The following is a 14,689-nucleotide window of genomic DNA, read 5'->3' on the forward strand; positions in this document are numbered from 1 at the left end:
CTTATGTCTTCCGAAAAATAACCTCACACAGTACTCCCACTCCAACACCAATTGTATAGGCCACTAAATCACTCCACAAAAAACCGTATCCCAACACGAGTCCGCCCAAAGTCGTTGCACGCATGCTATCTATCCATTCCGCATGATACAATTGGCTCGCTTCAATCCCGTAGCAAAACATTAAACTAATAAAAGCCAACTTCTTCGTCTCTGTTTTAGGAAACAAAAATCCAAAGCCAGTGAAAATCATTAATGCCCATAAAGCATCGCCTAAGTAATCATTTAATAGATGTGGTAGTGCAAAAGAAAACTTTCTTGAGCTAAGACCTAAAATAATAATAACTATAGTAAATAGTGCATATACTACTCTATTTCGTTTCGTATTCATTTTAAAGTCCCCTAATATGTAATGTAAAACTGTAAATAGCTAGTAAAACAAAGTTATTTTACTAGCTATTTATTAGTTGCTTTAATGATAAGAAAATGTGGATTCGTATTTAGATAATAATATGATTTTTCGTCTACTTCTTTCATTTTTTCAATTGCCTTCGGTTCTACTATCTCTTCTAATACAAAATAATTTGTAGTTTCATTTAGTATGTCTTGTAATGATCTTCTAAAAAACTTGACTTCAATAGTAATATTCGGTTTAACCCAAGTATCTATTAATAACTGTTTTTCAAAATAATTTTCACATGGAAACTTTGTGAAATCCATAAAAGGATGATGAATAGAATATATAAGTTCTCCACCTGGATTCAATACACGACGAAATTCTTGAAATACTTGATTCCAATTTTCTATATAATGAAGAGTTAATGAACTTACAATCACATCATATGTATTATCTTTAAATGGCAATGTTTCTTGCAGATCATGACAAAGGAACGTTGCTTCTTCTCCTATATTTTCTTTTGCTGCTTTTACCATTTCAGGACTTACATCAATTGCTGTAACATTTGCTCCTCTTTTTATGAATTGAGAAGTATACCATCCAGCTGCACATCCAGCATCTAGTATCTTTTTTCCTTCTAGTTCCTTTGGAATAAGCTCCATCATCGCCGGTCTTTCATAATAACTGTTATATGGATTTGCGAAATCTAGATTTTCTTTATATGTACTCGCTAATTTATCATACGTATCTTTAATAGAATCTTTCATTACACACACTCCTAATACATATTAATCTATTAACTCCTGCTGCTTTTTCTTTGAAAATGATTGTAGTACTAAATCATACGACCAATCAATCATTTTATTAATTTGCTCCTGCTCTATATCCTTATGAATATAAACAGTATTCCAATGTTTTTTATTCATATGATACCCTGGAATAATGGTTTCTGGATAATCTTCTCTTATTCTTAATGCGACTTCTGGATCACACTTCAATGTAATCGTAGCTTTTTCGCCTTCTTCATGATTTACTATCGCAAATATTTTATTATTAAGCCTCATACATGTTGCACTCCAACCATCTGGAGAATCTTCTGTCGCTTTTCTTTTCGATAAACAGTACGCTCTTGTTGCATTCATTTTAATTGGCACCTCTTATTCTTTCCCTGTTTGATTACGATGCATCACAATTTGCTTCGTTGCTTGAAATTGCTGCTCACCGTAAAACTTTATTAGCTTCTCTCCGCAAAATAGACTAACAATATGAATATGAGATATTTCCTCGAGTAACATTGTAAGCATCTTCTCTCCAATACCTTTATTTCTTACACTCTCATGTACGACAACATCTTCAATGTATGCTCAAAAAATACCATCAGAAACGACTCTAGCAAATCCAACTAATTCATTTTCTTCCCATACTCCAATGGCTATGCTATTCTTTAACATTTTTTCAATATCGACTTCTTTTCTTTCTGGCCACCAACCGACAGAATCATAAAGTTTTTTTATTTTTTCTGCACAGATTGGTTGTTCTTGTTGCAATTTATACGTGTACATATTCTTTCTCCTATCAAACAGTATACATAATATTATTATAATCTCTTTTCAAAAAAGTGCTGACTATGACCTTTCGGATGATCTTCAACGACACCATACTCCCTGTAACCGTGCTTTTTATAAAATTCTGGTGCTTGAAAACTAAATGAATCTAGCAATATTAATCTACACCCTTTCTCCTTCGCAATCCCTTCAATTTCATGTAAAAGTTGGCTGCCATAACCGTCATGACGAACTGATTCATCAACCCATAAAAAGTCGATATGAAGGTGATAAAAATACATCGTACCTGTTACGCCACCAAAAATTTTTCCTTCTTCATTTTTTACTACGAGGCGTACTTCTTCCATCGTCTGTCTTGCCTCATCTGTTAAGATGGACATATTATATTGAATAACTTTATTTTTAATATATTCTCCTTCAGTACGTGTACCGTTCTTTATATGTTTCATTTATATTGCTTCCTTTCAGCTTAGTAATCTACATTTTATTTTTTCTCTTTAAAATACTAATACATACGAATCCACCATATGTAACAAAGCATGAAAAGCCAATTATACCTGGTACAGAGACATATCCTACCCTTATGTAACTTATAACCGCAAAACAAACGATAGACAATAAAATAGATGGCCAAAATATAAGAGCTGTTTTTCTTCTTCCTCGTTGCGATGTACTTTCTTTCTCTCCAGAAACACGTGTGCCAAAAAGCAATACAATACAAATAAGGATCGCTGCAAAGTAAATTGTATCTAATGACAAATTGTGATCATATAGTGCGATTCCAACTTCAAGAGCAATAATCGTTAAAATTAAAATAATGATTGTTGAAGTCTTTAAGTTTCTTTTCAATCGCTCACTCCTAGCATGCTTTCACTATATTCTTTGTATATGTACTTTAAAACTGCTGCAAAAGCTTCATCTACCTCTTTATTTTCACGTCGATTCGGTAAATCTTTTCCCCCCATCACATAAAGAAGCGGAAATTCGTTAAACATTCCTATTATACCAATAAATTCAATATCGAATATAAAAAAACTTTTCGGCAGCTCATATCAGCTATTTAAATAAGAAAAAGGTAGCATGAATTTTTTCTTGCTACCGAAAAATATTTATTCTTCTATAGGATTTTCAGGACCGTTAAGTTCCAGCTGATAAAAAGCTAAATCTAGCCATTTATTAAACTTATAACCAGCTTTTTTTATTGTTCCTGCATGAATAAATCCATAGTTTTGATGCAAGGCAATACTTTTCTTATTCTCTGCATCAATTCCAGCAATTAAGGTCATATACTCTCTTTCCTTCGCAATTTTGATTAATTCTTTCATTAATGAAGACCCAATGCCATTTTTTCTATATGCCTTATCTACATACACAGAATGTTCAACTGAATATTTATAAGCAGGCCACGCTCTAAATGGGCCGAATGTCGCAAATCCTACTACTTCATTATCTAATTCATATACGAAAATTGGATACCCTTCAGCCTTTTTTTGTTCATACCAATCTATTCTATTTTCAAGGGTTACAGGTTTATACGCATATACAGCTGTTGTATAAAGTATCGCATCGTTATAAATATCTAAAATGTATGCTAAATCTCTTTTCGTTGCTTCCCTTATCATTATTTTCTTCCTTTCATCATGTTCATCTTATTTCACTATCTTTTCAATAGTTTTATTTTATCGAAATTTCCGATTTTTATCTACATACGAATACTAGCTTTTCGGAAACCATCAAGTATATTTATTGCAGCAGATAACATGTAGAAGAAAATTCCTCCCCCAATGAGCCACGTTTTAAACTCCTCTGGGGAAATAGTAAATGCATTTGCCAAATACGTAATAAATCCTGCGTTTAATAAATGTGGATTTACTACAATTACAATGAATATGATTGTTCCGACTACTTGAAGAATAGCATTTCCAATTGCCAACCTTTTCGTCCATTGTCCCTGTACTAACTTATAAAGTGATATAGCTACTTCGAAAACGATCATAACCAAAATTAGGGGCCAGTATTGAAGCAAAACATCTTGATTAAACGTTGGCGCGACAAACTTCAATCCGTTTTCTGTACCATGATATACGCCTACAAGATGATTCGCATAAAAGTAAAGTGTAGTCCAAACTGCCGTCCACATTAAACCTCCAAAAACTTCAAACTTCGAGATTGCTTTTTTCTTTGGGATATACGAGATGTTTTTCAAATCATCTGGTGTCCATTTTTTTAAACTTGTCGTCAACGGCTCGATACCTTTGTCTTTATCTGTTCTTTCTAAAATAACAAACACAAGTGTCAACCAGAAAAATACATGGAGACCCACTTCAAAAATTTCCCCTATACCTTTACCTATCAATTGTAAAATAACATTTAATACCGCTTGATCACCATTATAGCCTATAAAATTTTCTGCAACCATTGAAATGAGCGCAATAACAGCTGCAATTGGTATAATCATTTTTAATAGCGTCGTATATACATCAAAATAACGTGGTCCAATTAAATGCATTGGTCTATCCAAGTACCCATTAGCCAATGAAACTGGACTTCCCAATTTTTCGAGTACGCTCTTCACATCTTCCTCATTATAATCGTCTGGTAACATATCCTCTATTGTTGACCGTAGTTCAAGTGTAATATCTTCACGATTTTGTTCAGGCAATCTCTTCGCAACTTCATGGACATACATATCAATCAAACTCATTTTCGTCCTCCTCCTTTAATAAGTTATAAAGTTCTTTCGAATCCTTTACCCACTGCTTTTTCAATTGTAAAAATATCTCTAATCCATATTCACTTAAAACATAATACTTACGAGGTCTACTCTCTGTTTTATCCCAACTACTCGTCACTAACTCCTGCTTTTCTAATCGGCGAAGTAGCGGATATAAAGTACTTTGATCAATTGTAATCCCTGATTGCTCCAATAACTGGACAAGTGAATATCCGTACTGCGGCGTTCTTAATTGACTTAAAACAGCTAACGTTAATGTCCCTCTTCTTAACTCAGTAATTAACGAGTTTAATAAAGTATCCATTCACTCACCTCATTTCCATTACTATATGTCATACAGTATGTGTTTTATACTATGTATCGTACAGTATTAATGTGACAAAAACTATAATCATTTACCAAAAAACGGATAATAAAAAGCGCAAATTATATGATTTTTGCTTTTTTAGCTAAGTTATATATCTATAGCACTCTAAAAGGTAGCACCTTAACTACTAATTTTGAAGTTCTAGTAATGCTATGTTACAAATATCGTATACATATGATGTGAACATAACATCTCACTATAGGAAGCTATTAAAACGGCAAATTACCATGGTTGAATGATTCCTGTTTTATTCTTTAGGCACTGTTGATTTCACACTGTTTTCAGCACCTAATCAACGTTATTTCCTTCATAAACTTCATCTTGTTCAAAATCTCTATTTTTATTTGGTTTATTAAAGTAAAATAAAAAAACAATTAAATTAGGTTAATTGTTTTTCAAATGCAAAATCTTTATTTTTTTAAATAACCTATGATATTCGAAAAGACAAACTCTCCAAATGCAAGTGGTATATAAATAAACCATAACTTTAATATTGCCTTTGTTTCTTTGTGATCAGAATCCCCCATTAAAACCAGCCCAATCCTTTTTCTTCTAATATTTTCATTTTAATTCCAATAACAAGGAAATTATACCATTTATCAATATTATAGTCTATGTTTTCTAAAAATTAGATAAATAAAACTCTTGTATTCCCTCAACATTCAGATAAACATAATAATTTTTTTTACGTTTCATCTTCAAAGTCTATAATGAGTCCTGTTAGAACTGCTTCATTACCAATCGATTGGATCCCGTGACCAATAAAATCCATCTTAAATTCTTCCCACTTTAATTTATGTAATGATATAATAACACTAAATTTTCAACACGTTCTTAATAGATTGGGGACTTATAATGGATAAACCTCTCACTACATTACAAACTATTATTATACATATGAATACAAATGAGCATTGGCATGATTTTATTTGTTACTGTCAGCATCGCGAAGCGGGACTTCGAAAATTAGCTTATAAACATTTAGAGACATTTATTTCAAATGCAAAGAAATGGGAATCAAAAGATCAAGAAGAGTTTGCCATTTCACTGTTTACTATTTTAGATGCATTAAACGAAAAAGATGAGGTCTTAACTTTCGCACTAAATAGTTTTCTAATAGACATTCTATATAGATGGACAGAAAACAACCCATTTGATTCAAGACCTTTTAGATGGATAGGAATTTATATGGACTCTAGCAATAAAGATGACGATTTAGAAAAATTCCTTCGAAAAGCGATTGAATTAGGTGGTGATACCGAACAAGAAGCTATGATATACCTAGTTTCTAATTACATCCATACTTTAGAATTTGGTACACATGAATTCCCTTCAGGTTATTGCGGAGATTTAAGCGAATGTATAGAAAAACTTCCCTATATGCTTCAATTAATTAATAGAATTCAGAATAAGAACATAAAGGAGCAAAACATTGGTCAAATACAAGAACAACTACACTTAATTCTAGATTGGTTAAAACATACACAAATTCCAGTAGATGCTGTTCGTGTACGGAAAAAAGAACAAACTAAGGAATTAGAAAAGGTCATTGTATATTATTTACACAACAGCTCAAGTCGTTAGTTCATCTTGTACAGAGATAATAAAGTTGTTTAAAACATAATAAAATTGTTTAAAAAACGCCAGTCATATTATTAAACAATCGGGCTATATAACGGAATAAATTCTTGTAAAAATTAAAAATATCTGAAATAATCGTCATTAAGTTGAAGCAGAGCGATTGAAGAAAAAGGTGATACGACTTTTTCTTACTTAATAATCGTACGATAGTTAAAAAATTCAACTAATTATATTCCGAAAGGGTGTGTGTAGTATCTTATCAACTAATGTTTTTACTTATAAATCTAAGGATGGAAAAACAATACTAATTAGAGAAGCTAAAGAACAGGATGCAGAAAGAATACTAGATTCTGCTTCAAAAGCTTTAATAAACGCTCCATACATGCTAAGTACGGTTGAGGATGTAAAAAAGGTGCGTATCGATGCTATTCAAAAAACGTTAAAAGCTTATCATGAAAATCCAAATTATGTACAGTTTATTGCTGAAGTTGATGGTAAGTTAGTCGGCTCAATAGATTTTAAGAACGGAAACAAAGAAAAAATTAGTCATCAAGGGGCTTTTGCGATGACCATACTACCTGAATATCGAAATTATGGTATCGGAAGAGCTCTTCTAGAAACGTTAATCAATTGGGCTAAAAATAACAGTAAGATTGAAAAAGTTTGTCTTGAGGTAATGGAAGATAATCTAGGTGCAATCCAGTTATATAAGAATCTAGGCTTCTTTGAAGAGGGTAGAAAAGCAAAGGGTGTAAAATTGGATGATAGCTACCAAAATTTAATATTAATGGCTTTATTCGTTTAAAATTGAACATTAATTTCAATATAAAAAGAGGATCTTCATGGTCATCTCCCTGTTAAGTAGACAGTAATAGAAATCCTCTTTTTATATTTATCCCACATTAGCTTGCAGTAAAACTCCCCACTGATTATAGTTTTACTTTATTTTAATCCTTTAATTAAAGGTGACGCTTCCCCACTATGGAAAATCCATAAGTCATGAAGTGATCTCGTACATCCGACATATAGTAACTTTGCATCATGTTTTGTGTTTTTGTAATGTTCTTCATCCACATCAATTAAAAGCACCGCATCAAATTCTAAACCTTTCGCTAAATAGACAGGTACTACTGATATACCACCTTCATATTTACTTTGGTTTGCTTCAATTACGTTGACCGTTAATCCTGCATTTGTTAATTTCACATATATATCACGGCATTCATCTTCTGTTCTTCCGATTACCGCAATTGTTTTCACATCTGCATTTTGCAAATGTTTTACCGTCTTCACAATTTCAGTAAATTGATTTTCTGCATGAATTACTTTCACATCTTCTCCACTGCGGAAGACTGGTGTTGCGAGTCCTACTGGGATTTCTGCATTTTTAATTATTTCATTTGCAAATTCAATAATTTCTTTTGTAGAACGATAACTTCTTGTCAATTCATAATAACCGGTTTCTTGGAATACTTCCTTAAAAGCATTCCAATCTTCAATTCCTTGGTAATCATAAATCGCTTGCGATAAATCACCTAATATAGTGAAAGAATTACCTAATGTAATTTCTTTTAATACATAAACTTGGAAAGGCGAAAAATCTTGCGCTTCATCAATAACAACGTGATGAAACTTCTGCCCGATTTCAATCCCTGTTATACGATGATGTATGTATATTAAAGCTGGTAAATCTTCTACATACACTTCTTTTTTACGACAACTCTTTTCTGTTTCTTTAACAAGTTCTTCAGGTAATGCCTCAAGTATTTCTTTACTTTTTACTATTGAACTATACAGTGAAAGAGCACTCATTTTCGGCCAAAACTTCATATATGCGTTCAGTCTCTTAGTCGCTTCTTTTTTTAGTAATTTTTTCTCGTTTGTTTCCCCGAATTTTTTAAGCTCAATTTCAATCCAGCGCTTCATTCGTCCTACTAATCGTTCTCTTCTTTTCTGTAAAGGATAATGTTTATATTCAACTTGCATCCATTTTTTAATATCTTCTACTGGAATAATCGCTCTATCCCACGCCTCAAAATCTTTTGTCGGAACTAACTCATTTTCAAATTGGATCATTCTCTCTTCAATAAACGTCTTAAATTCCAACGTACCCTTTAATTTACCTAGCATTACCTTCTTTTCATCACGATTAATTGAAAATGCTTCTTTCAATTTTTCTTCTGTCTGCTTTAGTTTCACTGAATCATCTAACGTACGTAATGCCCAATCCGGAAACGTTGTTTGATTAATATTCCCTACACCTAATTCAGGAAGTACACTCGAAATATAGTCTAAAAACAGACTATTCGGCGCAAATACGATCATTCTTTCTGCTTCTAGTTGTTCACGATATTCATAAATTAAAAAAGCAAGGCGATGTAAAGCAATTGTTGTCTTTCCGCTCCCTGCAACCCCTTGAATAAGTAATGGTAAATTTCTTTCCGCTCGAATAATATCATTTTGTTCCGATTGAATCGTTGAAACAATATCCTTTAGCTTATTATCTTTATTCTCACCTAATCGATATAGAAGAAAATCATCGGCATGCGATACATCTTCATTTCCTTTTACATATGTATCAACAACACGTTCAAGTTCTCTTTTTCGAATGGAAATGTTTCGTTTTAAATACACATCACCTTCTACTAATCCATCTGGTGATTGATAAAATGCTAATTCGTCTCCACCGGTAAATGAATAAAACATACTTGCGACAGGTGCCCGCCAATCGATAATGATTGGCTTCATCGTGTCCATATCCGAAACCCCTACTTTTCCGATATAAATCGGCATAACTTCTTCTTTTCCATCTTCCTGAAAATCTAATCTTCCAAAGTACGGCTCTTGCACACCAATACGTAAGTTTTGTCTATTAGACTCCCTCATACTTTCAAGAATTTGCTCTTTAAAATCTTCTCCATAATAAACTGGGATTTTTTCAAGCTTATCCAATTGCTCATCCATTGTATGTAAAGTATCCTTCATTTTTTGTAACTCATCTTCAAATATGTTGCTCATTTCGACGATTCCCTCCTGTCCGTTCTAATTTTTCAGTCGAATTATCATTGTATTAAAAATTCAATCATAAAGTCAATAGTTTCCATTTAAATTTTCCGAAAAAACTTACTTTTCATCTTTCTAATTTAAAAAGAATATGCAACATCTAAATCACACAAATACACATATAGTATAATGATGCATGCAAAAGATACTACTTTCTATTTGTCTCCTATTTAATTTATCTATTAAAAAACATTGTAAAAATTAAAGACTTTAATCAATGGGCGTTTTACTGCCCATAAATAGTAGGATAAATAAAAGTAAAGGAGGCTCTTCAAATGAATATTTTGAATCTATCTCAAGATTAAATATGCTTCTATCTGGCTGTATCCTTATGGTTTGTTGGTCAATTATGTATGTTGAAATATATAGACTTACAAAATCCGTCTGGCCATGCGTTATCATGCATGCGATTGAGGATGCTGTTCCTGCTGTTTTAGTTACCCTAACAGGGATTATTACCCTTACAAACAGTAGTGATTTTTGGTTAAATCCTATTAGCGGGGTCGCTGCTACTGTTTTATTTCTCGGAATTGGAATCGTACTAAGAACTATAAGAATAAAAAGAGAACGACAATTATTCACACAATAAAAAGCAGATAATGAATTCGTCATTATCTGCTTTCCAATTTTTAAAACTACCTTATTATATTTTTTGATACATAAGCCAGTCACCAGAGTCTATCACTTTCTTTAACATCTTTTTATCTTGAGCGATATACACATATGCCTCAATTTCCCTATCAGCAACATATACTGTTTGCGTGATTCGATCATATAAATCAGTCTCCGCATTACCTGTATATTCTTCTAGTTCATCTAACTTACACAATATCTCATCATTTACTACATAAATTTCTCCATACACCTGTTCTTCAATCGAATAAGTCATGGCCGGATATCCTTCGTTCGTATCAAATAATTTGCCATATGTCCAAGCTCTGTCTGCGATGCATGTTGCACCTAGCATATAATGAGCATTCGTTTGTCCTCTTCTTAACGTGCCATAAACGAAAACATGATACATAAATTCTTATCCCCTTTATATGCCTCTACTTTCTTATTTGTAAATAAGCACGAATCATAAAGTAACTCACTTCATTCGGAAGCTGTTCTTTAATAGATTTCAGACCACCATCTGCATTTTGAACGGCAGTTTCAATAAGAGATTCATACTCTGCTGGAACAAAGCTTTTCCAATCTACTTCCATTCCATCCTCATAGCAGCGAATTAAATGGTTTTCGATTGTTTGTCTTGATAAGTTACGTTCTTTTGCAATCTCATTCAAATCAATACCTTGTTTATACATTTCATACGTTTCTAAATGAGAATTTGCGGACGCTTTTCCTGACTTTTTACGCTCTGAAACTACTTCTGTCTTAATCGTTTCAGCATAATTTGGATTTTCCTCAATAAAATGCTGAACTGCTTGTAAGAAGTGCGAGCCATATTTCACAAGTTTGTGTTCTCCGATACCTTTTACCGTCAACAATTCGGAATCACTTTGCGGCATTTTCACACACATATCTTTTAATGTTTGGTCAGAGAAAATAACGAACGGAGGTACACCTTCTCCTTGTGCAATTTCTTTACGTACTTCACGAAGCACTTCAAATAAAGGATGGTCTTGAACAATTTGTCTTGTCTCTACTCTTTCTTTTCGTAAAACATTCTCTTTACCAAGTAATACTTCTTTCCCTTTTTCAGTTACTTTTAACGTCGGATAAGTGCCATGCTCAACTGCAATTAACTCGTCTGAAATTAAAAACTCAATAAACTCACTGACCTCTTTTACACTACGGTTCGATAAAAGCCCATACGTTGGTAAAGTATGAAAATTAAATTCAATAACTTTCTTATTCTTCGACCCAGTTAATACTTGCGCTATCATTTGCTTTCCAAAGCGTTGGTTCGTTCTAATCATGCATGATAAAACCATTTGTGATTCCCTTGTCACATCGATGCTCTCGCGATTGTCTGTACAATTACCACAGCGTCCACAATCTTCTTTCGGTTCTTCTCCAAAGTATTGCAAAATGAATGATTGTAAACATTGTTCTGTATGACAGTAATCGGTCATATTTTGCAATTTTTCAAGTTCATTTGAAAAACGTGATTCTCCAGTTGATTGATCAATTAAAAAACGCTGTACTTGTACATCTTGAGAAGAATATAACAATATACATGTACTATCTAATCCGTCACGACCAGCACGTCCTGCTTCTTGATAGTAACTTTCCATATTTTTTGGAAGCTGATAATGAATTACGTAACGAATATTCGATTTATCAATACCCATCCCGAATGCAGATGTTGCTACCATTACACTTACTTCATCTCGTAAAAAGAGTTCTTGTTGCTCATTTCGATCAATATCACTCATACCAGCGTGATATTTTGATACAGAAACTCCTGCCTTCATTAAATCTTCATATAACTGATCGACTACTTTTCTAGTAGCTGCATATATAATCCCAGATTCCTTTTGATTTTGACGAATATAATCCGCCAAATATGCATTTCGATCTTGCCCTTTAATAACAGAAAACGATAAGTTCTCACGCTCAAACGTTGTCATAATTGTATTTTCTTTATTAATTTCAAGTGTATTACAAATATCATCACGTACTTGCGGTGTTGCTGTTGCTGTTAATGCTAATACGAGCGGCTTTTCTGGAAGATAATCTAATATGCGATGTATATGTAAATAACTTGGACGAAAATCATGTCCCCACTGTGAAATACAGTGTGCTTCATCAATCGCAATCATAGGGATTTTCATATCGATAAGTTGGTCAACAAACTCCATCGAATCAAGACGCTCAGGCGCGACATAAAGTAATTTGTAATGTCCTTGTTTCGCTAATTGAATTCGCTGATTTGCTTCAGCAATAGAAATAGAACTATTAATATATGTAGCTGAAATGCCATTCTGTACCAATGTATCTACTTGATCCTTCATAAGTGATATTAAAGGAGATATAACCAACGTCGTGCCTTCAAATACTAATGCCGGAATTTGATAACAAATTGACTTACCGCCACCCGTTGGCATAATACAAACTGTATCTTTCCCATCTAGTACATTTTTAATTGTTTCATCTTGTCCTCTTCGAAACGAAGAATAACCAAAGTAGGACGCTAAAAGTTCTTGTGCTTTAGTAAACAAAAAAGAGTCACCTGCTTTTCTTTATCTTTCATCTACTTCTATTATATCAATCACTTATGCGACTTGAAAGGGATGGATAAACGCTTATTGTTTTTTCATTATTCTATATTTAATATGAATTAGCATCCGTGTTTTATATGTTTACAACATTTATAACGTAAATCCAGTACACAAGAAGAAAGAGTTTCAATTTAAATGTTCATTTTATTTCCCTTTCTTGAATACTACTAATCGTATACATATAAATTCAGGAGGTTACTATATGAAGCATCGTAATATGAGTTCCATCACAGCGAAAACGAAAACACAAAAACTCCAATTCTCTAATAATGATGCGTGGAAATATGAATCATACTATAAGTATCAGCCATTATTCTCTTATAAAAAGCTTTTTAATTTTCTTTCTCAACTTTTTAGACGTTAATATATGCGCAAAAAACATATCATTCACAGAATTTTTCTCAATATTAAATGTATAGACTTACTACAATTCAGTTGTTACCATATATAATAATCTGTTGGATAAACCCCTTAAGTTGACCTGCTTATATTAGCAGGTCTTTTTCATGATTACATACTTCTGTGTACCTCGATCTCACTTCCAAGTCTTTTCTCCATTTTATAACCATATTTAACTCCCAACAATTCATGATAATCATGAATTGTTGGGAGTTAAATTGTTCACATATAATTATGCAATTCTTCTTTCTCAATACACAAAAGACATTTTACTTGTTACTATAAAAGTACTCTAGATGAGTTTTTTGCTCATCGACATTATCTAGTTATTGGGGCCTGCCGCGGGAAGCAGGTCCCTTTGACTGTATGAAGGTCCTAATTTCATTTGGACACATTTACCAGGTTTTTTCAAAAGAATTTTATGATAACATTACGTAGTCGAGTCCGACATCTCGGCAATACCCTTTTGAGGGTCTGCAACTTCCCTTGCAGACCCTCTTTTACTTTATATTCAATTTATTCATATATACCACAACATCATTCATTGAATTTCTCCATTTCAAATTCCCTAAAAATAATCTAGGACACGTAACTAAAAATAAATCTTCATCATACTTTGAGTTATACATGTTCAAAGGAGTGTTACTATTTATGTATTCTTATTGGCAATCGTATTACTCCCCCTACCATAACCCTTATGTAAACTATGATTTATCCGTACGGAACTACCGAATTAGTAAAAATGAGAATTTTTTAAAAGGGTATATGCGTTCTTTATGGGAACAACACGTCGCTTGGACGAGATTGGCTATTATAAGTATAGTCTTTAATTTACCAGATGTTAACGTTACTGTTGGACGACTTCTACAAAACGCAACACATATGGGACTATCACTTGAACCATTTTACGGTGAGGATGCAGTGAAAAAATATAGTGCATTAATTAAAGATCACTTAGTAATTGCAGCGGATCTTGTTAAAGCCGCAAAAGCTGGTAATCAAAATGCAGCGGCCGCTATAGAGAAAAAATGGTACGCTAATGGTGATGAAATTATTGAATTTCTTAACAGTATCAACCCATATATAGATAAAGAAGAATTTAGAAAAATGTTTTATGAACATTTAGCACTAACGAAAGCAGAAGCACTTGCCTTCCTAAATAAAGATTATGAAGCAGGAGTAAAACTTTACGATAAAATTGAAAAAGAAGCATTGGAAATGGCCGACATGATAACAAACGCAATCGTAAAACAATTCCCGCAAGTATTTCAATAAAGTGAAACTTTAATCAGAGTAGGTATTACTACTAAGTAATACTTGATAAAAATAAGTCGGTTTCCAAACATAAATCGGCTTATT

The 14,689-nt window shown here is 32.8% G+C and carries 15 protein-coding genes and 3 pseudogenes; 5 read left to right on the plus strand and 13 right to left on the minus strand.

Annotated features, from left to right (window positions below; translation table 11 throughout):
• Position 1 precedes the first annotated feature (1 nt).
• The 10 genes and pseudogenes from GD442_RS13110 to GD442_RS13150 form a co-directional block, all read right to left on the minus strand.
• The gene (locus GD442_RS13110; RefSeq protein WP_001093456.1) at positions 2 to 388 is read right to left on the minus strand and encodes a ribosomal maturation YjgA family protein; all 387 of its coding nucleotides are present in this window, start codon (positions 386 to 388) and stop codon (positions 2 to 4) included.
• 65 nt (positions 389 to 453) lie between these two features.
• Positions 454 to 1,161, minus strand: coding sequence for a class I SAM-dependent methyltransferase (locus GD442_RS13115; RefSeq protein WP_000655264.1), 708 nt, complete (start codon positions 1,159 to 1,161; stop codon positions 454 to 456).
• 21 nt (positions 1,162 to 1,182) lie between these two features.
• On the minus strand, positions 1,183 to 1,536 hold the full coding sequence (locus tag GD442_RS13120; protein WP_000994627.1) for an MmcQ/YjbR family DNA-binding protein: 354 nt from the start codon (positions 1,534 to 1,536) through the stop codon (positions 1,183 to 1,185).
• 15 nt (positions 1,537 to 1,551) lie between these two features.
• A pseudogene (locus GD442_RS13125) lies at positions 1,552 to 1,956 on the minus strand (GNAT family N-acetyltransferase).
• Positions 1,957 to 1,991: 35 nt separating this feature from the next.
• Positions 1,992 to 2,408, minus strand: coding sequence for a GNAT family N-acetyltransferase (locus GD442_RS13130; protein WP_000680537.1), 417 nt, complete (start codon positions 2,406 to 2,408; stop codon positions 1,992 to 1,994).
• A gap of 28 nt (positions 2,409 to 2,436) precedes the next feature.
• Positions 2,437 to 2,808, minus strand: coding sequence for a hypothetical protein (locus GD442_RS13135; RefSeq protein ID WP_000827997.1), 372 nt, complete (start codon positions 2,806 to 2,808; stop codon positions 2,437 to 2,439).
• A pseudogene (locus GD442_RS27765) lies at positions 2,805 to 2,969 on the minus strand (serine hydrolase); the annotation flags it as partial. The gene GD442_RS13135 and the pseudogene GD442_RS27765, both read right to left, overlap by 4 nt.
• Before the next feature lie 99 nt (positions 2,970 to 3,068).
• Positions 3,069 to 3,581 (minus strand): GNAT family N-acetyltransferase, encoded by a 513-nt coding sequence (locus GD442_RS13140; protein WP_159365104.1) that lies wholly within the window; start codon positions 3,579 to 3,581, stop codon positions 3,069 to 3,071.
• 80 nt (positions 3,582 to 3,661) lie between these two features.
• Positions 3,662 to 4,663: an HAAS signaling domain-containing protein gene (locus GD442_RS13145; protein ID WP_000052354.1), complete on the minus strand. Its 1,002-nt coding sequence runs from the start codon at positions 4,661 to 4,663 to the stop codon at positions 3,662 to 3,664.
• Complete coding sequence (locus tag GD442_RS13150; RefSeq protein WP_000380296.1) at positions 4,650 to 4,997, minus strand: PadR family transcriptional regulator; 348 nt, start codon at positions 4,995 to 4,997, stop codon at positions 4,650 to 4,652. The genes GD442_RS13145 and GD442_RS13150 overlap by 14 nt, the downstream gene beginning before the upstream one ends.
• A gap of 918 nt (positions 4,998 to 5,915) precedes the next feature.
• Here GD442_RS13150 and GD442_RS13155 point away from each other — a divergent pair.
• Together GD442_RS13155 and GD442_RS13160 are read left to right on the plus strand one after the other, a co-directional pair.
• Positions 5,916 to 6,644 carry a hypothetical protein gene (locus GD442_RS13155; RefSeq protein ID WP_000360503.1) on the plus strand — a complete coding sequence of 243 codons (729 nt, stop codon included), beginning with the start codon at positions 5,916 to 5,918 and terminating at the stop codon, positions 6,642 to 6,644.
• Positions 6,645 to 6,885: 241 nt separating this feature from the next.
• Positions 6,886 to 7,446: a GNAT family N-acetyltransferase gene (locus GD442_RS13160; RefSeq protein ID WP_000337115.1), complete on the plus strand. Its 561-nt coding sequence runs from the start codon at positions 6,886 to 6,888 to the stop codon at positions 7,444 to 7,446.
• Between the two features lie 137 nt (positions 7,447 to 7,583).
• Here GD442_RS13160 and GD442_RS13165 read toward each other — a convergent pair whose 3' ends face one another.
• Complete coding sequence (locus GD442_RS13165; protein WP_000065170.1) at positions 7,584 to 9,659, minus strand: HelD family protein; 2,076 nt, start codon at positions 9,657 to 9,659, stop codon at positions 7,584 to 7,586.
• Between the two features lie 319 nt (positions 9,660 to 9,978).
• Here GD442_RS13165 and GD442_RS13170 point away from each other — a divergent pair.
• Positions 9,979 to 10,293 (plus strand): annotated as a pseudogene (locus GD442_RS13170) (CPBP family intramembrane glutamate endopeptidase); the annotation flags it as partial.
• Positions 10,294 to 10,347: 54 nt separating this feature from the next.
• On the opposite strand, the gene GD442_RS13175 reads toward GD442_RS13170, so the two are convergent.
• On the minus strand, positions 10,348 to 10,728 hold the full coding sequence (locus GD442_RS13175) for a gamma-glutamylcyclotransferase family protein (RefSeq protein ID WP_000274904.1): 381 nt from the start codon (positions 10,726 to 10,728) through the stop codon (positions 10,348 to 10,350).
• A 25-nt stretch (positions 10,729 to 10,753) separates the two neighbouring features.
• Positions 10,754 to 12,871, minus strand: a complete 2,118-nt coding sequence (recQ, locus tag GD442_RS13180) for a DNA helicase RecQ (RefSeq protein ID WP_000494261.1) — start codon at positions 12,869 to 12,871, stop codon at positions 10,754 to 10,756.
• Positions 12,872 to 13,133: 262 nt separating this feature from the next.
• Between recQ and GD442_RS27770 the strand changes: the two genes are divergently transcribed.
• Both GD442_RS27770 and GD442_RS13185 read left to right on the plus strand, forming a co-directional pair.
• The gene (locus GD442_RS27770; RefSeq protein WP_000682743.1) at positions 13,134 to 13,295 is read left to right on the plus strand and encodes a hypothetical protein; all 162 of its coding nucleotides are present in this window, start codon (positions 13,134 to 13,136) and stop codon (positions 13,293 to 13,295) included.
• A 686-nt stretch (positions 13,296 to 13,981) separates the two neighbouring features.
• Positions 13,982 to 14,605 (plus strand): hypothetical protein, encoded by a 624-nt coding sequence (locus GD442_RS13185; RefSeq protein ID WP_000287728.1) that lies wholly within the window; start codon positions 13,982 to 13,984, stop codon positions 14,603 to 14,605.
• Positions 14,606 to 14,689: the final 84 nt, after the last annotated feature.

The organism is Bacillus sp. A260, assembly GCF_009861435.1.
Lineage (GTDB): Bacteria > Bacillota > Bacilli > Bacillales > Bacillaceae_G > Bacillus_A > Bacillus_A cereus.

Coding starts and splice junctions, on each gene's coding strand:
- GD442_RS13110 (WP_001093456.1), bottom strand. CDS start 388: ATGAATACGAAACGAAATAGAGTAGTATATGCACTATTTACTATAGTT.
- GD442_RS13115 (WP_000655264.1), bottom strand. CDS start 1,161: ATGAAAGATTCTATTAAAGATACGTATGATAAATTAGCGAGTACATAT.
- GD442_RS13120 (WP_000994627.1), bottom strand. CDS start 1,536: ATGAATGCAACAAGAGCGTACTGTTTATCGAAAAGAAAAGCGACAGAA.
- GD442_RS13130 (WP_000680537.1), bottom strand. CDS start 2,408: ATGAAACATATAAAGAACGGTACACGTACTGAAGGAGAATATATTAAA.
- GD442_RS13140 (WP_159365104.1), bottom strand. CDS start 3,581: ATGATAAGGGAAGCAACGAAAAGAGATTTAGCATACATTTTAGATATT.
- GD442_RS13145 (WP_000052354.1), bottom strand. CDS start 4,663: ATGAGTTTGATTGATATGTATGTCCATGAAGTTGCGAAGAGATTGCCT.
- GD442_RS13150 (WP_000380296.1), bottom strand. CDS start 4,997: ATGGATACTTTATTAAACTCGTTAATTACTGAGTTAAGAAGAGGGACA.
- GD442_RS13155 (WP_000360503.1), top strand. CDS start 5,916: ATGGATAAACCTCTCACTACATTACAAACTATTATTATACATATGAAT.
- GD442_RS13165 (WP_000065170.1), bottom strand. CDS start 9,659: ATGAGCAACATATTTGAAGATGAGTTACAAAAAATGAAGGATACTTTA.
- GD442_RS13175 (WP_000274904.1), bottom strand. CDS start 10,728: ATGTATCATGTTTTCGTTTATGGCACGTTAAGAAGAGGACAAACGAAT.
- GD442_RS27770 (WP_000682743.1), top strand. CDS start 13,134: ATGAAGCATCGTAATATGAGTTCCATCACAGCGAAAACGAAAACACAA.
- GD442_RS13185 (WP_000287728.1), top strand. CDS start 13,982: ATGTATTCTTATTGGCAATCGTATTACTCCCCCTACCATAACCCTTAT.